20 protein-coding genes are annotated in these 20,830 nt (G+C 62.9%); 9 read left to right on the forward strand and 11 right to left on the reverse strand.

The annotated features are described in order from the left end of the window. Positions 1-2 precede the first annotated feature (2 nt). Both cobA and BACI9J_RS14920 read left to right on the forward strand, forming a co-directional pair. Positions 3-1,037 carry a uroporphyrinogen-III C-methyltransferase gene (gene cobA / locus BACI9J_RS14915; protein WP_159735066.1) on the forward strand — a complete coding sequence of 345 codons (1,035 nt, stop codon included), beginning with the start codon at positions 3-5 and terminating at the stop codon, positions 1,035-1,037. 12 nt (positions 1,038-1,049) lie between these two features. Next, positions 1,050-2,207, forward strand: a complete 1,158-nt coding sequence (locus tag BACI9J_RS14920; RefSeq protein ID WP_159735067.1) for a uroporphyrinogen-III synthase — start codon at positions 1,050-1,052, stop codon at positions 2,205-2,207. 13 nt (positions 2,208-2,220) lie between these two features. On the opposite strand, the gene BACI9J_RS14925 is transcribed toward BACI9J_RS14920, so the two are convergent. The 5 genes from BACI9J_RS14925 to BACI9J_RS14945 all read right to left on the reverse strand — a co-directional run bounded on the left by BACI9J_RS14925 (position 2,221) and on the right by BACI9J_RS14945 (position 7,236). Next, positions 2,221-3,519 carry a Y-family DNA polymerase gene (locus BACI9J_RS14925; RefSeq protein WP_159735068.1) on the reverse strand — a complete coding sequence of 433 codons (1,299 nt, stop codon included), beginning with the start codon at positions 3,517-3,519 and terminating at the stop codon, positions 2,221-2,223. Between the two features lie 119 nt (positions 3,520-3,638). Beyond that, positions 3,639-4,157: an RNA polymerase sigma factor gene (locus BACI9J_RS14930; protein WP_159735069.1), complete on the reverse strand. Its 519-nt coding sequence runs from the start codon at positions 4,155-4,157 to the stop codon at positions 3,639-3,641. Continuing rightward, positions 4,154-4,921, reverse strand: a complete 768-nt coding sequence (locus tag BACI9J_RS14935; protein ID WP_159735070.1) for a hypothetical protein — start codon at positions 4,919-4,921, stop codon at positions 4,154-4,156. Before BACI9J_RS14935 ends, BACI9J_RS14930 begins: the two co-directional genes overlap by 4 nt. Positions 4,922-5,026: 105 nt before the next feature. Next, positions 5,027-5,575 carry a hypothetical protein gene (locus tag BACI9J_RS14940; RefSeq protein ID WP_159735071.1) on the reverse strand — a complete coding sequence of 183 codons (549 nt, stop codon included), beginning with the start codon at positions 5,573-5,575 and terminating at the stop codon, positions 5,027-5,029. A 197-nt stretch (positions 5,576-5,772) separates the two neighbouring features. Beyond that, the gene (locus BACI9J_RS14945) at positions 5,773-7,236 is read right to left on the reverse strand and encodes a sugar porter family MFS transporter (RefSeq protein WP_159735072.1); all 1,464 of its coding nucleotides are present in this window, start codon (positions 7,234-7,236) and stop codon (positions 5,773-5,775) included. Positions 7,237-7,371: 135 nt separating this feature from the next. Between BACI9J_RS14945 and BACI9J_RS14950 the strand changes: the two genes are divergently transcribed. Continuing rightward, positions 7,372-8,379 (forward strand): LacI family DNA-binding transcriptional regulator, encoded by a 1,008-nt coding sequence (locus BACI9J_RS14950; RefSeq protein WP_159735073.1) that lies wholly within the window; start codon positions 7,372-7,374, stop codon positions 8,377-8,379. Positions 8,380-8,422: 43 nt separating this feature from the next. Here BACI9J_RS14950 and BACI9J_RS14955 read toward each other — a convergent pair whose 3' ends face one another. From BACI9J_RS14955 to BACI9J_RS14970, 4 genes are all read right to left on the reverse strand, one after another. Then, a complete protein-coding gene (locus BACI9J_RS14955) occupies positions 8,423-8,800 on the reverse strand; it encodes an ArsR/SmtB family transcription factor (protein ID WP_159735074.1) in 378 nt (125 codons plus the stop codon). After that, positions 8,797-10,056: an MFS transporter gene (locus BACI9J_RS14960; protein ID WP_159736489.1), complete on the reverse strand. Its 1,260-nt coding sequence runs from the start codon at positions 10,054-10,056 to the stop codon at positions 8,797-8,799. The genes BACI9J_RS14955 and BACI9J_RS14960 overlap by 4 nt, the downstream gene beginning before the upstream one ends. Before the next feature lie 132 nt (positions 10,057-10,188). Further along, on the reverse strand, positions 10,189-10,620 hold the full coding sequence (locus BACI9J_RS14965) for a LexA family protein (protein WP_159735075.1): 432 nt from the start codon (positions 10,618-10,620) through the stop codon (positions 10,189-10,191). Between the two features lie 186 nt (positions 10,621-10,806). Further along, the gene (locus tag BACI9J_RS14970) at positions 10,807-11,403 is read right to left on the reverse strand and encodes a dihydrofolate reductase family protein (protein WP_159735076.1); all 597 of its coding nucleotides are present in this window, start codon (positions 11,401-11,403) and stop codon (positions 10,807-10,809) included. Positions 11,404-11,501: 98 nt separating this feature from the next. Between BACI9J_RS14970 and BACI9J_RS14975 the strand changes: the two genes are divergently transcribed. From BACI9J_RS14975 to BACI9J_RS14990, 4 genes are all read left to right on the forward strand, one after another. After that, complete coding sequence (locus BACI9J_RS14975) at positions 11,502-11,948, forward strand: hypothetical protein (protein ID WP_159735077.1); 447 nt, start codon at positions 11,502-11,504, stop codon at positions 11,946-11,948. A gap of 177 nt (positions 11,949-12,125) precedes the next feature. Next, on the forward strand, positions 12,126-13,031 hold the full coding sequence (locus BACI9J_RS14980) for an FAD-dependent oxidoreductase (protein WP_159735078.1): 906 nt from the start codon (positions 12,126-12,128) through the stop codon (positions 13,029-13,031). Between the two features lie 116 nt (positions 13,032-13,147). After that, the gene (gene deoC / locus BACI9J_RS14985; RefSeq protein WP_159735079.1) at positions 13,148-13,840 is read left to right on the forward strand and encodes a deoxyribose-phosphate aldolase; all 693 of its coding nucleotides are present in this window, start codon (positions 13,148-13,150) and stop codon (positions 13,838-13,840) included. A gap of 52 nt (positions 13,841-13,892) precedes the next feature. Then, a complete protein-coding gene (locus tag BACI9J_RS14990; RefSeq protein ID WP_159735080.1) occupies positions 13,893-14,120 on the forward strand; it encodes a hypothetical protein in 228 nt (75 codons plus the stop codon). Between the two features lie 95 nt (positions 14,121-14,215). Here the strand turns inward: BACI9J_RS14990 and BACI9J_RS14995 are convergent, their stop codons facing one another. Continuing rightward, positions 14,216-15,010 (reverse strand): metal-dependent hydrolase, encoded by a 795-nt coding sequence (locus BACI9J_RS14995; RefSeq protein WP_159735081.1) that lies wholly within the window; start codon positions 15,008-15,010, stop codon positions 14,216-14,218. A gap of 5 nt (positions 15,011-15,015) precedes the next feature. After that, on the reverse strand, positions 15,016-18,648 hold the full coding sequence (gene mfd, locus BACI9J_RS15000; RefSeq protein ID WP_159735082.1) for a transcription-repair coupling factor: 3,633 nt from the start codon (positions 18,646-18,648) through the stop codon (positions 15,016-15,018). Positions 18,649-18,757: 109 nt separating this feature from the next. Between mfd and BACI9J_RS15005 the strand changes: the two genes are divergently transcribed. Both BACI9J_RS15005 and BACI9J_RS15010 read left to right on the forward strand, forming a co-directional pair. Continuing rightward, positions 18,758-20,284, forward strand: a complete 1,527-nt coding sequence (locus BACI9J_RS15005) for an SDR family oxidoreductase (protein WP_159735083.1) — start codon at positions 18,758-18,760, stop codon at positions 20,282-20,284. Between the two features lie 47 nt (positions 20,285-20,331). After that, positions 20,332-20,829 (forward strand): DUF2505 domain-containing protein, encoded by a 498-nt coding sequence (locus BACI9J_RS15010; RefSeq protein WP_141283716.1) that lies wholly within the window; start codon positions 20,332-20,334, stop codon positions 20,827-20,829. The last annotated feature ends 1 nt before the right edge of the window (position 20,830 follow it).

A 20,830-nucleotide genomic window follows, 5' to 3' on the forward strand; every position in this document is an offset into this window, starting at 1 on the left:
CCATGCAGCTCACCATTGATCTCACCGGCCGCGACGTCCTGGTCGCAGGATCCGAAAAGTCTGCCCGCCAGGCAATCCGCCGCTACCAGCGGGCCGGCGCCAACGTCTACAGGCTCAGCGCCCCGGAAGGGGCACCGGGCGACGGACAACTGCCTGAGCGCCCCTTTTTGGTGGCGGTAGTGGATGACGGCGACTCCGGTTGGTTGCCGCTGCTGGAACGATGCCGCGACGCCGGGATCCCCGTAGCGTTTGAACCTGCAGCCGGAGCCGATGGCCATGTGACCCTGGTGGGTGGCGGTCCGGGCGCCTTGGACCTGCTCACCGTGGGTGCCGTAGATGCCTTGCGGGACGCTGACGTGGTGTTCTATGACCGGCTCGCTCCTTACCAGGAACTGGCAGAGCTGACCTCTGCGGATCTGGTAGACGTGGGAAAGCAGCCCGGGCTCCACAAAGTAACGCAGAGGGACATCGAGAAGCTGATGGTCGAAGCTGCACTGCTGGGCAAGAATGTGGTCCGGCTCAAGGGCGGGGATCCCTACGTGTTCGGCCGCGGCGGGGAAGAAGTGGCTGCATGTGTTGCTGCCGGCATCCCCGTGAGGGTCATTTCGGGTGTCACCAGCGCCATCTCCGTTCCGGCCGCAGCCGGCATTCCGGTGACTCACCGCGAGGTGAGCCACATGTTCACCGTAGTGTCCGGCCATGCCCCCCTGACGGAGAAGGAACACACTCACCTTGCCGGCCTTGGTGGCACGATCGTGGTCCTCATGGGCATCGGAACCCTCCCCCAACTGGCAGCCGGCCTGCGCCGCGCGGGAATGACTTCGGAGATGCCCATGGCCGTGGTGGAACGCGGATACCGCCCGGGACAGCGCACCACCATCGCTGACCTCGGTACCATCGAAACGGCAGCCACCGGCTGCAGTAATCCCGCAGTCCTGGTCATAGGCGAGGTGGTTCGGGTTGCTGAAGCCAACCGAAACCATGCCGAAGCATCCGCCGAACTGAGCCGACTCGCGGCTTCGCTCCTTGAAGCCTGAAGGTAAGAACACATGACTGTTGCACGTGCCATTGAACTCCAGGACGCTACCGCCGCGCCGGAAGTATCCGAAGCCGTTGAAGCGCCGCTGGACGGATTCCGCATTGGGGTCACCTCGCACCGCCGCTCCCGGGACCTCATTGAGGCACTGGAGCGCCGCGGTGCGAGCGTGTTGCACGCCCCCGCCCTGAAGATCGCTCCTGTCCAGGAGGACATGGTCCTCATCGAGGACACCCGCACCATCATCGCGGCCAAACCGGACATCTGCATCGCCACTACGGCTTACGGGATGCGCCGCTGGTGTGAGGCCGCGGATTCCTTCGGCATCGGCGAGCAACTCCTGGAAACGCTGTCCGCCTGCCGCATGTTCGTCCGTGGGCCCAAAGCCCGCGGTGCCGTGCGGGCGGCCGGTCTTGCCGACGTCGGAATCAGCAGTGACGAAACCACAGCCACCTTGGTGGACATGCTCCTGGTGGAGGGCGTTCGCGGCAAGACCGTGGCCGTGCAGTTGCACGGTTACACGGACGTCCGCCAGTTGGAGAGGCTCCGGATGTCCGGGGCCAGGGTCCTGACGGTGACTCCGTACCGCTGGGTGAAGCCCGACGGCGAAGACAAGCTGCCGCGCCTGATCGAAGCAGTGGTGGGCGGCAACCTGGACGTCCTGACGTTTACCAGTGCCCCGGCAGTGGATGCGATGTGGAGCACCGCTCACGAGATGGGACTTTACCGCCAGCTGATCGAAGCCCTTAAGGGACCGGTGACGGTGGCTGCCGTGGGGCCGGTCACTGCTCAACCACTGGTGGACGCCGGGCTGAGCCCCTTGATCCCTGATCGCTACCGCATGGGTGCCCTCATCAGGCTGGTGACCGAGCATCTCTCTCTGAACCACGTGCGACGTTTGGAAACCAAGAGCGCCACCATTGAGCTCCGCGGGCGTTGCTTGCGGATCAACGGCGAGGTGGTGGACCTTGCACCTGCTCCCCTCTTGCTGCTGCGAGCGCTGCTGGGTGCAGGCGGAGCCGTCCTGTCCCGGGAGGCTTTGTCCGACCTGCTGGACTTGCGGGGTTCTGTACATGCCTTGGACATGACGGTGAGCCGGCTGCGGTCCTCCCTCCCGGACGGCAAGCTCGTGGAAACGGTTGTTAAGCGGGGTTACCGGCTTCGGGCCTAGGTTTTCTGACACGCTAGGCCGCTTTGACCAGGGGAAGCTCGTCCCAGTTGGTGGTGTAGCGGGGACTGAGCATGTTGCGCTTCATGGACCAGTCCGGGCCGCCTTTTATTCCCGCATGGCCCAGTCCGATGGAGCCTCTGCCGTACCGCTTGCTGACTTGCTCCAGCAGGGGGCCGATGCCGCGTTCCTCATGCCGGTTCTCGAAGATTTCCAAGGGTTTTTGGTTGCCGCTGGGGCGCAGGTCAGTGACCATGATCCCGGCCTTTGCGTATCTCACTCCTTCCTGGATCCTGGGGACCAGGGCATGGGCAGCCTTGGTCAGCAACACCGGATCGGATGTGGGCATAGGTAGCTTGACGTTGACGGTGGGGAATGACTTGTCATTGGGGTTGTAGACCGATGTTGCGGCAAAGGCGGTCAGCAGTTTGGCTTGGAGATCGTGCTTGGCCAGCCTCGCACTCGCCATTTGCCCGTAGACGCTCAGCACCTGCCGCAACTGGGCGGCCGTGGTGATCGGCGTAGAGAAGGACCGGGAGAAGATCAGTTGGTCCCGTCCGATCCGTTCTTCCTCCATGGGGATGCAGGGCGTACCTTGCAGCTCCAGGACGGTCCGCATCATCACGATGGAGAATTTGTCCCGCAACGCCACGGGGTCAGCGCGCACCAGGTCAAGGATTGAGAAGATGCCCATCGCATTCAGGCGCTTTGTGAGCCTCGTGGCGACACCCCAAATCTCGATCACGGAGAGCCGGGCCATGAGCGCTTCGCGATCGGCCTCGGGGACGGAGTCCCAACGGCACACCCCATTGAAGGCCGGGTTGTGCTTGGCCCATTTGTTGGCCAGCTTTGCGAGGGTCTTGGTGCGCGCTATTCCTACGCACACGGGAACCCCCACGTGCCGTTGACAGGCATCTTTGATGGTGCGCCCCAACTTCAGCAGCTCCTCCGACTGCCCTTTTACTCCCAGGAATGCCTCATCAATGGAGTACACCTCCTGCCACGCGGAGTATCGCGCCAGAAGTTCCATGACCCGCGAACTGATGTCTCCGTAGAGTTCATAGTTGCTTGAGAGCGCAATGAGGCCCCATTCCTTGGCGCGCGGAGCAAGCTTGAACCAGGGCTCCCCCAGCCCGATCCCCAGCTTCTTGGCCTCCGGCGACCGTGTTACAGCGCAGCCGTCGTTGTTGGACAGGACGATCAGCGGCTTGCCCTCCAATGCGGGATTGAAGGCACGCTCAGCCGACGCGTAAAAGCAGTTGATATCCACGTGGGCGATCTCCTGCATTCGATGCATGAGCGCTGGCTTGGACATTCCACTCCCGGGTTCGGCACTAGCACGCGCGCCTGCGTTTGGGTGCGTGACACGCCGTGCATTCGAACATATGTTCTAATGCCTCTACTGTACTGCGAGGCCCCGACAATCCGAAGAACTCAGCTGCTGATGGTAGCCCTCAAGTGTTTCCTGGCCCGTGAGTAGCGGGTCCTGGCAGCTGTTGCCGACAAACCCAACAAGGCACCGGCACCGGCCACACCGAACCCGTCCCACACGATCAACATGACCAGTTCGCGGTCCTTCGGGCGCAAAGCGGCGAGGGCCGAGTGCACTTCGGCACCGAGTTGGTGCCCAGGTGCTGGTTGGTGAACCAGGCAGGCACGCAGTTTCTCGGACAGGGCCACCCTGCGGAACTTGCCACGTCGATAATTGGCCAGCACGCGCTTAGCGACACCGAAACTCCAAGCCCGCTGTTCGTCCACATTGGCGGGTAGCCGCTCGCGTTGACGCCACAGCACAAGAAGAGTCTCGGACACGCAATCGGTGGCGTCATCAACGGGATCAACCCGGCGAATGAAATAGGCCATCAAAGCGGGAGTCAGGACTCGGGCACAGTCCTCGAAAGCTGCCTCGGTATTGAGTGACGACGCCATGGTTTCAAGGTCCGTCCGCGTCACTGCTCCAATCCCTTGATCAGGCCCTGACAGCCGAGGCGCCGCTGATCCTCTGCCATCTGGTCAGCCTTGCCGGACTCGGCTGCAGAAACTGTTACGGTCATGCGTTCCACGACTCCTCCGCCATCAGTGGCGACGGTGGCAGGCCACGCCAACGACTGCCGAAGGACCGACACAGCTGCAGCTTGGCCCTGGGAATTCCCTTGCTGGTGCTGGTCCAGCCACTCCTTCTGCCAGATGCACCGGACGATGTTTTCATACCGGACAGTTGGGGCAATGTCTTGGGTGATGATGCCGTCGCCCTGATCGTTAGCCCGGTACATATCCGCCTCTTTGAAAGCGGAAGCGTTCTTCAGCCGTGCTTCGTCATACCTCGCTGGCAACGGAAGGGACGCATACTTTGTCTTCGCGAACTCAGCGTAGTCAGAAGCGAGCGGGTTGATCCATTCCGAGTTGGGGATCGCCTCGTTCCGAACCGGCCCTTCGCTGGCAGCCGTTGGAACCGGCAGTGGGTTCTCGACTTCTTCGGTAAGGAAGCCCATGAAGTTCGCGACAGCGGGCGCAGCGACGCTGACCCCGCCCAGGCACGTCGCGCCAGCAAGCAGAAACGCGATCCACCTGCGGTGTTTGCTTTTCGAAGACGGCTGCCGTGAGGACTCTAATGCCCGCAAGTGGCCAGAGATACCCGCCGTGGTTTCCGGTGTCATGGCCCATTGGTTGGCTGGATCGGCACCCCGGAGTGCCCGATCAAGTTGGTCGTCGTTCATGCTTCCCCCACAACCTTCAATAATGTCTGTCACCTACTCATGTCCGGTAGACCGGAAAACGTGGCATCAGAAACCAAGCAAATTTCACGCAAGGAATTGGCGCGGCTAATCACCTACGCGTGGCACCACGATGTCATCGGCTCCGCAGTGGAGCACAAGGTTGCTACTTCCGCCCGTCAGCGTGCAGTCCTTGGGTTCGAAGACCTCTGTGGCGGACAGCCACGGGACACTTCGCTGCCAGAGCCCCCACGATTTTTGTGAATAAACGGAATAGGTTTGTGGGTCGAAACCTGATTGTTCGACGAGGACACTTTCCCCGCTGCTGGCCGTCACTTGGGCGTATGTTGCCGCCACGGCGGCTAGCCCCACGCCAGCAGAATACATAGACCACGGCAGAGCCGACGTGACACTGGCCAGGACTGCAAGAACAGCAGTCAGCCGCCGGATCCAGCCGCGGGAAATCCGCCTGACCAGCACCGGAACCAGCAGAACCAGTGCTGCCAAGGCAGCGACCCCGCTTAGAAGGTGACAACAGAGAATGAGCGCCCACCCCGGCATGACGAAGTAGACCAGAACCTCAGGCAATGAATCACTGACCCACGCTGCGGAGGCTTGGGCTGCCGCTCCCAGCAGCACCGAGACGAGGGCCGACACGATGCCCCACGTGAGACGAGGCCGCGCGGCGGATCGCGCCGAGTCCGTTTCCCCGGAAACCTCTGACCCCACTCGGGAAGCGCCCAACCCGCTCGCCGTTACGTCGTCCCCTTGCAACCGTTTCCGCACGCCGCTATCCAATCACGCTTTTGACGTCATCGTGGAGCTTTGGCCAGCGGAACCGACGGCTATGAAATCTAGGAACCCACAGGCTCCTTCTTGTGCACCAGGTAGATGGCTCCGGTGGTCACGTCTTCTTCAAGGGCCTCCAGCGTACGTCCCCGGGTTTCAGGAACCTGCGTGTAGATGAAGATCAGGGCCAGGACTCCCACAACCCCGAAGAGGAAGAACGTCCCGGTGATCCCGACTCCGGCCACCAGCGTGGGGAAGAAGAGGCCCAACAGGGCATTTGCGATCCAGAGGCAAAACACCGACAAGCCAATGGCAAACCCGCGAACATGCAGTGGGAAGATCTCGGACAACATCACCCACACGGCAATGTTGAGGAACGTCTGCATGGAGCCGACGAAAGCCACCACCAGGAACAAGATGACGAACGGGCGTGCTGCATTTCCTACCGGCAAGACGATGGAGGCGATGCCGATGAGGAAGTGACAGACTGTGGTCAGGGTGAACCCAAGAAGCAGAGTGGTGCGGCGGTTGACGCGCTGCATAAGAGTCAGGGCGATCACGCCGCCTACCACGGCAATCACGCCTGGCGCGATGTTGGCAATCAGGGCCCCACTTGAGTTGAAGCCGGCTTCAACCAGCACGGACTGGCCGTAATACATGATCGAGTTGATGCCTGTCAGCTGCTGAGCCACTCCCAGGCCGATACCCACCAGGATGATGCGCAGGATCCACTTGTCCTTGAGGGCCCCCCAGGACGTGGCCTTGGAGGCACGCTCCTCATCAGCGAGGTGCTTGACGTCGGCCATCTCAGCCTCAGCCCGCTCCACGGAGCGGATGGTCTTCAAGACCACCAGTGCTTCTTCCCAGCGGCCCTTGGAGATGAGCCAACGCGGCGATTCAGGCATCCGTAGCATGCCGAAGAAGAGGGCGATTGCGGGCAGGGCGGCAACGGCAAGCATGATGCGCCAGACTCCCTCAACTTCGCCCCAAACGTTGCCGATGATGGCGTTGACCACGAAGGCCGCGAGCTGCCCTATGACGATCATGAGTTCGTTCCGGCCAGCCAGCGAACCTCGGATTTCATAAGGCGCCAGTTCGGCAAGGAATACGGGCACCACCGTGGAGGCTCCGCCAACGGCCAGGCCGAGAATGACGCGTCCCAAGACCATGACTTCAAAGCTGGGCGCGAACACGCAAGCGATCGTGCCGGCCAGGAACAGCACGGCGAGCAGGATGATGGTCTTCCGGCGGCCCCACGAATCAGAAAGCCGGCCGCCGCCCACTGCTCCGGCCGCTGCGCCGAAGAGCAGGGAGCTGGTCACAATGCCTTCCGTCAACGGCGTGAGGCCCAGGTCCGCCGTCATGGGCCTCAGCGCGCCATTGATGACGCCCGTGTCGTAGCCGAAGAGCAGACCCCCGAAGGTAGCCACCAAGGCAACCAGGCCCAGGCGCTTTCGGTGGGGACCATTGGTCAGCGGAGGAAGCGCGAGGCCATCGGCGGCTCCCCGCTGCGTTTGCGTAGCAGACATCAGGACTCCTTTGTCGGTGTGGCGCGGGTCATACTCACCCGCTCTGAATAAAGACTAACGCGCGAAAGGCTTAAATGTAAGGTCAAACTAACAAATCACTCATTCGAGAACTCCCCACCGTGGGAGGATGAAGACATGGTTACGGACAACCGCCACCGCTCCACCACCCAAAGCGACGTCGCCAAGGAGGTCGGCGTTTCCCGGACTTTGGTGTCCTTCGCCTTCCGCGGCGCCCCTGGCGTCAGCGACGAAACCAAGCAGGCCATCTTCGATGCCGCCAAGCGTCTGGGCTACCGGCCCAACGCAGTAGCCGCCGATCTCGCACGGAAGCATCGGTCCGCCGTCGGACTTTATCTCATGGACATTCGCAACGAGGTATACGCGGACATCCTCAGCGGCGTCCGCACGGCACTGCACGAGCAATCAAACAGGCTTATCCTGAGTGTCTCGCGGTCCACTGACGGCGAGGACCAGGGTGCCTTGAAATCCCTGATGGAGGCTCACGTTGGAATAGTCATCGCCGCCACCCTGCTGGACTCGGACGAGCAGGTCAGGGAGTTGGCCAGGAGTGTTCCCCTGATCAGCGTGACCCGCCCCGTAGAGGGAGTGGACAGCGTGTATTCAGACGACGCCGCCGGCGCCCGCGCAGCCACTGAACACCTCATCAACCTTGGTCACACGAGGATCGCCCACTTGGCCGGCCCCGTCTATGACGGCCACACGGTTCGCAGGCAGAGTTACGCGAAAACAATGCGCGACGCCGGGCTGAAGCCACTTGTGCTCGCGGCTGAGGATTTCACTCAAGACGCCGGACAGCGCGCAACCGCAGAACTGCTCGGAATGGCGGATAGGCCCACGGCAATCTTCGCCCACAACGACCAACTGGCTCTCGGCGCCCGCGAAGCCGCCTACGCCCAGGACCTTTCGGTACCCGGCGAGCTTTCACTGGTGGGGTATGACAACTCCAGGGTCGCGGCCCTCCACGGCATCGATCTCACCTCCGTTGACCTGCACGCGGCCGAGCTGGGGCTTATCGCCGGAACCATTGCCCTGGACCGCCTCCGGAATCCCGAGGCACCCGTTGCGGACAGGTGCCTCACCACGGAACTGGTGATGCGAGCGTCCACAGCCCCGCCGGCTTGAGCCGAAACCCCGCCCGGGTCCGGGCCGTTGCGGGGCGTGAAGGTTAGTGGTGGGTGGGTTCGCCGGTGACCTGGTGGTCGGCATGGTTGATGGTCTCCTGGATGAGCCGGACGAGGTGGCCATCGTGCAGGGAATAGATGACGTGCCGGCCGTCCTTGCGGGTATCGACCAACCCGCTGAGCCGGAGTTTGGCAAGGTGCTGGCTGACCACTGTCCGCGGAACGAGTGCTTCATCGACGAGTTCGGTGACGGACTTCGGGCCTTGAGCGAGTTGCCAGAGCAGGTGCAATCGGGTCGGCTCGGCCAGCATCCGCAGCGTCCCGGCGGCGCTCTCAAGCAGATCCGGCCCGGGAGTGACCGGGTGGAACAGCGAAGGCGCTTCAGGAGCGTCGGGGAACGGGCTGCTCGGTTGGCTGCTCAACGCTTGGCTCCTTCGTGATCTTTCGTGACGGGGTCCCCGGCGTCTGTGACGGTATGCCGGGGCCAGGACAGGAATGCTCCTGTACTTCCTAGTATCGCAAGAACTGTCAGCGCTGCCGCAGCCCAACCCAAACCAGCCGCGGCTCCGAGCCACCCGGCCAAGGGGTAGGCGAGGATGTAGCAGGCGTGCGAGAGGGAGAACTGGGCAGTGAAGACGTACGGCCTGGTCGCCTCGGTGGAGGCGTCCCGCAACAGCCGCGAGGACGGGGTGAGGATGGTGGAGTTGCTGGCGCCGAGCAGGAACCACAGTCCCAGCAGCAACCACCAGCCGACCTCCGGTGAAGCCAGGAAGGTCACTGCCGTTGCCACTGCCAGGGCCACCGGAATGAGGGCAGCGCCGGTGAGCATGACGGCCCGGTCCCCGAATCGCTCCAACACCCGGGGAGCCGTGATGGCCACGATCATGGACCCGACTCCGAAACATGCCAGGGCCAGGGCAAGATCGGCCTCTGCCCGGTGGAGGACGTCGCGGACGTAGACCACCGAGTTGACCAGCACCAGCGCCGTTGGGGCGGCGACCACCAGGTTCAAGGCGAGCAGGGATCGGAGGCGGCGGTTCTTCCAGAAGATCCGGGCTCCCAGGGTGGTGCGGTGCCAGAGCGATCCCGCAGCCCCCGTGTCCGCGGAGATCCTGGGCAGTGCGGTGGCGGCGACCATCCCGGCAGAGAACAGGAACCCCAACACAGTGCCCAGGAACAGATTGTTGTAACTAACCAGGGTCAACAACAACGCCGCGGCCGCGGGGCTGACCAGAGCTTCCATGTCATAGGCCAGCCGGGACAAAGACAGGGCGTGGGTGTAGTCCCGTTCCTTCTTCAGCACCGTGGGAATGAGGGACTGGAAGGCCGGGGTGAACGTCGCCGAAGCCGACTGCAGCAAGAAGATCACCACATAGATCTGCCAGGCTTCCGTGATGAACGGCAGGCACAAAGCCATGGCAGCCCTGACCAGGTCCGCTGCGATCAGCACAGGCTTCTTCGGCAACCGCGCCACCAAAGCGTTAATGACCGGAGCGAAGCCCACATAGGCCAGCATCTTGATCGTCAGCGCGGTTCCCATCACCGCACCGGCGTTGCTGCCGGCCAGATCAAACGCCAACAAACCCAACGCCACCGTCAACAGGCCCGTCCCGATCAAGGCCACGACCTGAGCGGAAAACAGCCTCCGGTAGGTTCGGTTCCGCAACACCGACAACATCAAAACCACGCCATCCATTCAGTGCATATGTGCACGTATGTGCACTCAAAGAATAGTGCTGATTACCCTCTTGATCAATACAGTGAGCCGCGGGCGACGAGCAGGCTCAGGCCCACTGACCCGCGGAGTCTCCTAAATGTGGTGCAGACACGTGGTGGCGACGCCCCAGATGGTCAGTTCCGACATCGCCGGAACACGGATATCCGGATACTTGGGGTTATCAGCCTGCAGGACTACGCCCGACGGCGTGACCCGCAACCTTTTGATGGTCAGCTCCCCGTCAAGAACAGCCACGACGACGGATCCATCCTTGGGCTCCAGCGCCCGGTTGACGATCAACTCGTCGCCGTCGCTGATGCCGGCTCCTTCCATGGACTGGCCCGTCACCCTCACCACGAAAGTGCTGGTGACGTCCTTGATGAGGTGCTCGTTGAGATCGATCCGGCCGTCAAAATAATCCTGCGCAGGCGAGGGATACCCCGCCGCCACCGGAAGAGGTGCCAACAGAACTGACATAAGGGAAAAGCCCGCGTCTATCACGCGGGGGCCGACTATCACGCCCACAACACACCTTTATTCGAATATATGTTCGATAGTTCAGTGTACAGCGGGCGGCTGACATTGTGTCCATTCCGCTTGGCCCGGCGCCTCAGGGGCTATGATTCCCGCGCTGAGACGAATGACGAGTACTTTGAGGGACGATCAAGGGAACAACTTCCTGGCACGAACCTTACAAGGGCCCACCCACGACTAATGCAGCACCCGATACCGCACGTGCGTGACCAACCCGGTCCCGCGCACCTCGGCCTGCTCGAGCGTCAGGTTCCCCACGCCGTCGAGTAATCGCTCACCGCCACCAAGAACCATGGGTGAAATGTGGAGCCTCAGCTCATCCATGAGCCCGGCTGAAAGATACTGGCGGGCAGTCTTCGCTCCCCCGGCAATAGCCACATCCTTGTCCCCGGCGGCTTCCCGGGCCTGCGCCAACGCCGATTCAATGCCGTCGGTTACGAAATTAAACGTTGTGCCCCCTTCCATCTCCAACGGCTCGCGGCGGTGGTGGGTCAGCACGAATACGGGTGCGTGATACGGCGGCTCCTCGCCCCACCAACCCCGCCATTCCTTGTCCCACACGGCCGGCCCGGGCCCTGCGAACATGTTGCGTCCCATGATGAAGGCACCCGCCGCCAGGATCCCTTCAATCTCAGGGGCGTTCGCCTCCGGTTCTTCGAACATCCATCTGTGCAGGAACTCTCCGCCGTCGCCCAACGGCTCCTCCAACCGCTGATGGGGGCCGGCAACAAATCCGTCCAAGGAAACAGTCAGATCGCACGTGACGTGGCTCATGCGCCTATCATGCCACCGCGGCCCCGGTAGGAAGCAGAAAACTCTGGCAAAAGGCCGAGGCGGGGCGGACACTGTGGCTATACCTTCGGGAGGAACACATGACGGGAACATCGCTCCTGCTGCAACTGAATATCCTGATCGGCGAGTGGGAAACCATGGTCCCGGAAAGGGGTGTGCGGGGCCGGACCACTTTCGAGTGGCTGGAGAGCGGCGGCTTCCTGATCCAGCGATCTACGGTTCAAAAACCGGAGTACCCGGACTCCATAAGCATCATCGGTGCCACAGGTTCAGACGGGGCTCTGCAACAGCATTACTTCGATTCGCGCGGCGTCGCCCGAATATACGACGTGACTGTTAAAGACAGCGTTTGGACGATGTTCCGGGATGGCCCTGACTGGCCCCAGCGATTTGTGGGCCATTTCAGCGAGGACGGAAACACCATCACCGCCCGTCTGGAACGGGGAAGCTACCCTGGCGGACCGCTGGAGCACGACTTCGACATGGTGTACACGCGCATCGGCGGTCAGGGAGACCAGCAGCGATAACCACCCCGGCCCGTGAACCTCCGCTCTGAACAGCGCACATGTGATCCACGTTATTACCGGCTGGTAAACAGCACGCTACGGATCGGCCATAGATGGCAACAGCGGCGAAACACCCGCGAAAAACCGGCCCCCTACGCTGAAGATCAACAGCAGGTCACATGAGCGAAAGGGCCAAACATGTCCGCCATCCCGTCCGCATCCTCCCTCCACATCGTCATTGCAGGCGCAGGTCCAGCGGCCCAGGCTCTGGTGCGGCGACTCGCCGGAGGGTCCGACGCCCGGCAGCGCCCTTTCCACGGAACCATAACAGTCCTCAGCAACCGCGATGAATGCCCGGACGCCCTGCTGGAACTCGCGGAACTCCCGCAGGTCTCGGTCCGCTTCGGCCAGGCGGCCAGTTTCATTGACGCTGACGCGAAGGTTGTGACCACCGTGGACGGCATGGAGTTCTCCTATGACCAGCTGGTGATCGCTACCGGCTCCGCCCCGGCTCTTCCGCCAGTACCAGGGGCAGAATCGAGCCTGAGCTACTCCACCATCGACGACGCCGCCTACATCGGCGAAGCGGTCAAGGACGTTACCCGTTTGGTGGGCCGCCGCCCGCTGGGAATCCTCGTGGGGAACGGACCCGCGGCCGGCCAGGCTGAGGCTGTGTTGCGTGCTCGCGGGGTCCGCCCCGTACGCACAACCCTCCGCCCCGCCGCCGTCGTGCCCTTCTCCGGATCCGAAACCGGGACCGGCTCTGAGGCCGGCACCCAAGGTTCCACGCTGCCGGCCACCGGCATCCTTTTCGAAGATGGCAGCAGCATGAAGGGCGATCTGGTGGTCCTGGCTGAGGAACGCACCGCCCGCAATGACCTCGCCGGAAGCGCCGGGCTCACAACAGCTCCCGACGGCGGTATTTCAGTAGGGCGCGACCTCACCACATCCGTCCCGGGCATTTGGGCGATTGGCGATGCCGCGTCCTGCGACGGGCTCCGCCTGGGCCTGCTGCTTTCCGCCGAATCCTCTGCGATGCTGTGCGCCTCGGGGCTGCTCCTCAGCGCAGGCAAAGAGGATCAGCAGCCGCTGATGGCCGCCTGACCTGCTGTGCACCGGGGGCCGGAGCGGCCCCCGGTGCATGTGGCAAGATGGTCCTTTGACGGGCAGTGACAACCCTGCGGCCACCGGGCCGGCCACGCCCTGCACGGAAGGATCCCATGAGCAACGAAGCCGTCGCCCCTGCAAACATCGCCTCCTATATTGACCACACACTGTTGAAGCCGGAGGCCAGCGAGGCTGACATCCTCAAGGTGTGCGCGGAAGCAGCCGAGTACAAATTCAAGTCAGTCTGCGTGAACCCGGTGTGGGTCAAGACCGTCACCAAAGCACTCAAGGGTTCCGGTGTGCTCACCTGCTCGGTGATCGGCTTCCCCCTGGGCGCAACGCCCAGCGACGTCAAGGCCTTTGAGGCCCGCGGCGCCGTGCTGGACGGCGCCGATGAAATCGACATGGTGATCAACATGGCCTCCGCCCGCGCCAACGACCAAGGTGCGCTGGTGGACGACATCAAGGCCGTCGCCGAGGTGGTGCACGCCGGTGAAGCCATGTTGAAGGTCATCATTGAGACGTCCATGCTGACCGACGAGCAGAAGGTCATAGCCTGCCAGGCGGCTGTGGAAGCGGGTGCCGACTTCGTCAAGACCTCCACCGGATTCAACGGCGGCGGCGCAACCGTTGAAGACGTTGCCCTCATGCGCAAGACCGTGGGACCGGACCTGGGGGTCAAGGCCTCCGGTGGAGTGCGGTCCCTGGCCGATGCACAGGCTATGATTGCTGCTGGTGCAACACGTATCGGAGCGAGTTCCGGAATTGCCATTGTCAAGGGTGAACAGGGTTCATCTGCCTACTGAGGCTTCCGCTACCGTCAGAGATTTTTGAGCCCTGCGGGGCGAGGAGGAATGAATGTCCAAGAACGCCACAAGCGCCCCCATTGAAAAAGAAAACAGCCTGGCGTCCAGCATTGTGCTGTTCCTTGTCATGATCGTGCTCTTCCTGGGCGCCATCTACTCGTTGTCATTCCTTAGCCTGGAAAACCCGTGGCCCATGGCCGTCTGCCTCGGCCTGTTCGCCCTGGCTTTCTGGATCCCGCAGACCATTCTTGGCCGGTCTGATTCTGCAGGCGAAAGCTAAACCCTAAACTCAAAAACGCGGGGTCACTTACCGCCCATCCCACACGGGATGTCGGGCCGTATCTGACCCCGCGTTGCTTGTTTAAGTTTGCTTGTTTAGAGTGCCAGAGCCGCCAGAACGCCGGGCCAGTGCTGTTGTGCCAACGCCCATGCGGCGGCTCCCATGCCCACCATGGCGTAGCCGCTTACGGGTATGAGGACCAGCCACTCGCGTCGCGAACCTGCCCGTCCAAGCAACGGGATGGAGAAGGCACCGTTGGGACGCCAAATTCCCCGGATCAGGGATTTACGCAGGAATTTGGGTGGTTTGATGACGATCGGCCATAACAGTGGCACCCCGCCCACGGTGATCATGTCCCCCACTATGTGCACCACCACGCCTGTGAGCATGGACAGCGGCAACCAACCCCACTGATCCGGCGCAAACCACGTCACCAGGCCGGCCATCACGATCGCGAAGAGCCAGTTGGTAATCCACCCCGACTTGGGGAACAGGTTCAGCGCCTTGGCCGCCAGATTGATCATGAACATGCACAGCAGCCCGGCGCCGATGGAAAGCTTGCCCACGGGGGTGACCATCTGGAACTGGGCCGCCATAGCGGCGAGCACCACAAACGCGGAGGCCCCCAGCAACGAGTGTGTCCCTTGCCGGTGTCCTCCGCTGGCTTTTTCGATCCCCACCGCAATGACGTTGGACAACGGCGGCAGTGAATTCGCAATGGTGCTGTGGCGGTGGTCCCAGTCCACCACCAAGGCAGTTCCCGCCGTCGCCATGGCACCGATCAGGATCCCGGTGGAGTCCAACGGGTACCAGCCCAAGGCATACGGACCGGTCGAGGCAATGGCAATCCACGCCGCGGCTCCCGACGCGGCGTGATGTCCTCCCATCATGGAAGCTAGCCGGCCTTTACGGGTACATCAGCGAAAATCGCTTCAATGACGTTGTTGGCCCATTGAAGGATCTCCGCGTCCTGAAGATCCCGTCCGCCGATCCTTGCCGTCTTGGGCTTGGGAATCAGCACGGCATCAAGGGCAGGCTTTACCTGCGAGCCCGGGTACATGCGGTTCAGGCGCATGGTTTTGGACTCGGGCAGTTGCGCCGGCGAGAAGCGGATGAAGTTGCCTTGGAGTGCGACGTCGGACAGGCCGGCTTCGCGGGCTCCCACCCGGAAGCGGGCCACGGCAATGAGGTTTTGGGCAGGCAGCGGGGGTTCGCCGTAGCGGTCCACGAGTTCGGCCAGGACCTCGTCGATGGCCTCGTACGTGATGGCGGACGCCAGCTTCCGGTACGCTTCCAGGCGCAACCTTTCGCCCGGCACGTAGTCGTGCGGCAGGTGGGCGTTGACGGGCAGCTCGATCTTCATCTCGGCTGCCTTCTCTTCGGCCTCACCGCGGTATTCGGCAACAGCCTCGCCCACCAAACGGATGTAGAGGTCGAACCCGACACCCTGGATATGGCCGGACTGTTCCCCGCCCAGCAGGTTACCGGCGCCACGGATTTCCAGGTCCTTCATGGCCAGCTGCATACCGGCGCCGAGCTCATTGTGCGCGGCAACAGCCTTCAGTCGCTCCAACGCCACTTCGCCCAGGGGTTTCTCGGAGGGGTACAGGAAGTAGGCGTAGGCGCGTTCCCGGCCACGGCCAACACGGCCACGGAGCTGGTGGAGCTGCGAAAGACCGTACTTGTCCGCCCCATCCACAATCAAGGTGTTGGCGTTGGAGATATCCAAGCCGGTTTCAATGATGGTGGTGCAGACGAGGACATCAAAACGCTTCTCCCAGAAGTCCACAATGATCTTCTCCAGGCGGCTCTCGGACATCTGGCCGTGCGCTACTTCCACGCGGGCTTCAGGGACCAGCTCGCGGATCTGCGCGGCGATCCGCTCAATGGAAGAGACGCGGTTGTGGACGAAGAACACCTGGCCTTCGCGCATCAGTTCACGGCGGATCGCGGCGGAGGTTTGCTTGTTGGTGTACGGGCCCACGTAGGTCAGCACGGGGTGGCGTTCCTCCGGAGGCGTGGCCAGGGTGGAGGTTTCGCGGATGCCGGTCAGCGACATTTCCAGTGTTCGTGGAATCGGTGTTGCACTCATGGCCAGCACATCCACGTTGGTGCGCATCTTCTTGAGCGCTTCCTTGTGCTCCACACCGAAGCGCTGCTCCTCGTCAACAATCACCAAGCCCAGGTCCTTGAACTGGAAGTCCTTGGACAGGAGCCGGTGCGTGCCGATCACCACGTCCACAGCGCCGCTCTTGACGCCCTCGGCAGTTTCCTTGGCTTCCTTGCTGCTTTGGAAGCGGGACAGCGGTTTTACCCGCAGGGGGAAGCCGGAAAAGCGCTCGGTGAACGTTTCGTAGTGCTGCTGCGCCAACAGGGTAGTGGGCACCAGGACCGCCACCTGTTTGCCGTCCTGCACGGCTTTGAAGGCTGCCCGGACGGCGATTTCGGTCTTGCCGTAGCCAACGTCGCCGGAGACCAGCCGGTCCATGGGGATCTCCCGCTCCATGTCCGCTTTGACCTCGTTGATGGTGGTCAGCTGGTCCGGCGTTTCCACATACGGGAACGCTTCTTCAAGCTCGCGCTGCCAGGGAGTGTCCGGCGCGAACGCGTGCCCCCGGGAAGCCATGCGGGCGGAGTACAACCGGATCAGCTCCCCGGCGATTTCCTTGACAGCTTTGCGTGCCTTGGACTTGGTACTGGCCCAGTCCGCGCCGCCCATCTTGCTCAGCGCCGGCGCGTCACCGCCCACGTAACGGGTCACCTGGTCCAACTGATCCGTGGGTACGAAGAGCCGGTCCCCCGGTGCACCACGCTTGGATGGCGCGTACTCGAGTACCAAATACTCCCGCAGCCCGGCATCGGAGGACGACGTCCCGGCCACCTTGCGCTGGATGAGCTCCACAAACCGGCCGATTCCGTGCTGCTCGTGCACCACGAAGTCGCCTGCATGAAGCTGCAACGGGTCCACGGCGTTGCGCCGCTTGGACGGCATCCGGCGCATGTCCTTGGTGGAACTGGCCGTAGCGCGGCCCAACAAATCAGCTTCGGTGAGCAGGCCCAATTTGAGGCCGTCCAGGACAAAACCGCGTCCGACGGCGGCGGTGGTCACCTCGATGATGCCCGGCTGGGGCTCCTCATCCAGGGACTCCACACGGGAACAAGGAATCTCAGCGTCATGGAACAGCTCCGCCAGACGCTGGGCAGGCCCGGGACCATCAGTCACCACCACTACACGCCACTGCTCACGAACACGGGAGCCGATGAACTCCAGCATCTCGGCCACATCGCCCTGGTAGCCACGAGGTTCGCGGGCACGCATGTTGAGCACGTCGATGTCCAGGACCAGGTCCTCATCGGAGGCAAGCGAGGTGATGGACCACCAGGAGACCCCATGTTCCAGGGCGGCCGAGCGGATGTCGGTGAGAGAACGGAAACTTGCGGCATGCAGGTCCGTGGAGGCCTGGGAAGACAGGTCAAGGGGCGCCGCACCGCCGTCGGATGCTGTTGACCAAGCAGCTTCCAGGAATTCCTCATTGGTGGCAGCGAGATCGTGCGCACGCGTGCGCACCTTCTCGGGCTCGATGACCACCGAAAGCGAGCCTGCGGGGAGCTGGTCCACGAACGGGACCATGGCGTCCACCAGCACGGGCGCGAGCGATTCCATGCCTTCAACGGCGATGCCGCCGGCGATCTTCTCCAGCATGTCAGCTGCGGCGGGCATATCTGCCTTGAGCTTGGCCGCACGGGACATCACCGAAGCCGTGATGAGGATTTCCCGGCAGGGCGGGGCGTGCAGTTCAGTGGGGTGGTGGATTCCAGGCGCTGACAGCGAGCGCTGATCGGCCACGGCGAACCAGCGCATCTGGTCCACTTCGTCACCGAAGAATTCCACGCGGATGGGGTGGTCTTCGGTGGGTGGGAAGACGTCAAGGATGCCTCCGCGGACTGCGAATTCGCCACGGTGCGTCACCATGTCAACGCGGGCATATGCGGCGTCGGACAGGGCTCGCACAACTTCGGTGAAGGATCGCTCCTGCCCCACCTGCAAAGTGACGGGGACCAAGTCACCGAGGCCGGCCACAATCGGCTGGACCACCGCGCGAACCGGGGCTACCACCACACGCAGGGGGGCCGCCGTCGAGCTTTCCGGGTGCGTCAGGCGGCGCAGGACCGAGAGCCGGCGGCCAACGGTGTCCGAGCGTGGCGAAAGCCGCTCGTGCGGGAGGGTCTCCCAGCTGGGGAAGGTGGCCACGGATTCTGCTGGGAGGTAAGAGGCGAGCGCCGCGGTGAGGTCCTCGGCTTCACGGCCGGTGGCGGTGACTGCGAGGACCACGGGAGCGGCGGCGCCATCGGCGCCGGCGGAAGCCAGGGCATCGGCCATTTCGGCGAGCAACACCGCACGCATCCCTTGGGGGGCGCTGATCTGGTAGTCGGCGTTCCGGTCGCTGAAGGACCGCTGCGCCTCCGTACGAACGCGCGCAAAAGTCTTGTCCTCCGCCAGTGCGCGGCGCAGACCGTTGAGGCTCATGGCAGAAACTCCTAGGGTGGGTCCAAGGGCAGGCAACACAAATGCCCGGAAATTCAGATGAATGCCGGGTCATTCCAGCCTACCTCTACCCCCAGCCACAGGAGTTCCTTTGCAGCCTTCGGAAGCTACACATTCCAACACCCCGCAAGAGACCAAGACAGTGCTGGTCACCGGTGCCACCGGTTACATCGGCGGGCGTTTGGTCCCCCGACTCCTTGAAGCCGGCCACAAGGTCAAAGTCCTTGTCCGCACGCCGCAGAAAATTGCCGATGTTCCCTGGCACGATCAGGTTGAGATCGTCCAGGACAGCCTGTCCGATGCCCAGAGCCTGGCCGACGCGCTGAAGGGCGTGGATGTCCTCTACTACCTGGTCCACTCCATGGCCTCCGGGAGCGGATTTGAAGCCAAGGAAGAATCCATGGCCAAGCTGGTGGCCGCGGCTGCCGGGGAAGCGGGCGTGGACAGGATCGTCTACCTGGGCGGCCTGCACCCTGAAAATGAGGAACTGTCCATCCATATGCGGTCCCGGGAGACCGTGGGGCGGGTATTCCTGGAGTCTGCGGTTGACTCAATAGTTTTCCAGGCCGGCGTGGTCATCGGTTCGGGCTCGGCGTCGTTCGAGATGATCCGGCACCTTGCCGAGACCCTGCCCGTCATGCCGGCGCCCAGCTGGGTCAATAACCGGGTTGAGGCAATCGCGGTCCGCGATGTACTTCATTACCTCGTGGCGGCGGCCTCGATCCCGGACAGGCTGAACCGTTCCTTTGATGTTGGTTCCAGGGATGTCCTGAAGTACAAGGACATGATGAATGAATACGCCGTGGAGCGCGGGCTCCCGCGGCGACTGGTGATAGCTCTTCCGGTGCCTGCTCCCAAGCTCGCTGGCTTGTGGGTTGCCTTGGTGACTCCCATTCCGTTGTCCATGTCCCTGCCTTTGGTGCAGTCGCTGCAGCACGATGCTGTCTCGCGGGAGCACGACGTCGACAAATACATTCCACAGCCCGACGGCGGACTGACGCCTTACCGGCGCGCCGTCGCCCTTGCGCTGGGCAAAGAACGGGACGGACAGGTTGAGACCACCTGGGCCAACGCCGGCATTGACGCCGATCCCCTGCCGAGCGACCCCGACTGGGCCGGGTACAAAGTGTTCCTTGATGAACGGACCTTCCACAGCGAAGCCAAACCGGAACATGTGTGGACCATCATTGAGGGCATCGGAGGCAAGAACGGCTGGTACTCGCTTCCCTTGGCGTGGCGGGTCCGGGGGTGGCTGGACAAGTTGCAGGGCGGCGCAGGGCTCTTGCGGGGACGCAGGCACCCCAAGACCCTGAACACGGGTGAGGTAGTGGACTGGTGGCGGGTGGAAGCGATCGAGCGCGGACATCTGCTCCGTTTACGCGCCGAGATGCGGGCCCCCGGCGGCGCCTGGCTTGAATTGGCGGTAGAACCCGACGGCGATGGCAGCCTTTACAAGCAGCGGGCCATCTTCTTCCCCCGCGGCCTGGCGGGAAGGCTGTATTGGCTGGGTGTGTACCCCTTCCATGGGTTCATTTTCCCCTCCATGGCCCGCAATATTTCGGCCGCAGCCACTACGCTCCAAGACGCCGGTTCAGGGGCGTCCACCCGGACCCCGTAGGATGTTGGGAGCTAAAAAGCTTCACCACAACCATCCACGGAGGACCCATGGCCCTGAGTGCATCCACCACCCTGCCCCACAGCGTTGACCGCGTAGCCGCAGTCTTCGTGAACGAAGATTTCCTGCGTCACACCAGTGAATACGTGGGCGGCTCCTTGGAATCGTTCACCATTGACGGCGACACCGCCGGCGCTTTCACCACCACCACGGTGCGCACGCTGCCCACCACACGCCTGCCGGACATCGCCCGCAAGTTTGTTGGCGAAACCCTCAAGGTAACCCAGACCGAGAAGTGGGAAGCCCCGGCTGCCGACGGTTCACGGTCCAGCACCATTGCATTGAAGATCTCCGGCGCTCCGCTGGATGTCACCGCGGTCCAGCGCTTGGTGGCAGAAGGCGCCAGCACCAGGATCGAGCTCGAAGGCAACGTGACCTCCTCGGTTCCGTTCCTGGGTGGCAAGATCGCCGACGCCGCCGAGCCCATGGTGGGCAAGGCTCTGGGTATCCAGTCCCAGCAGGCGCAGGCCTGGCTCGAAAGCCACTAAC

The sequence above is a fragment of the Arthrobacter sp. 9V genome (genome assembly GCF_902506065.1).
Classification (GTDB): Bacteria; Actinomycetota; Actinomycetes; order Actinomycetales; family Micrococcaceae; genus Arthrobacter.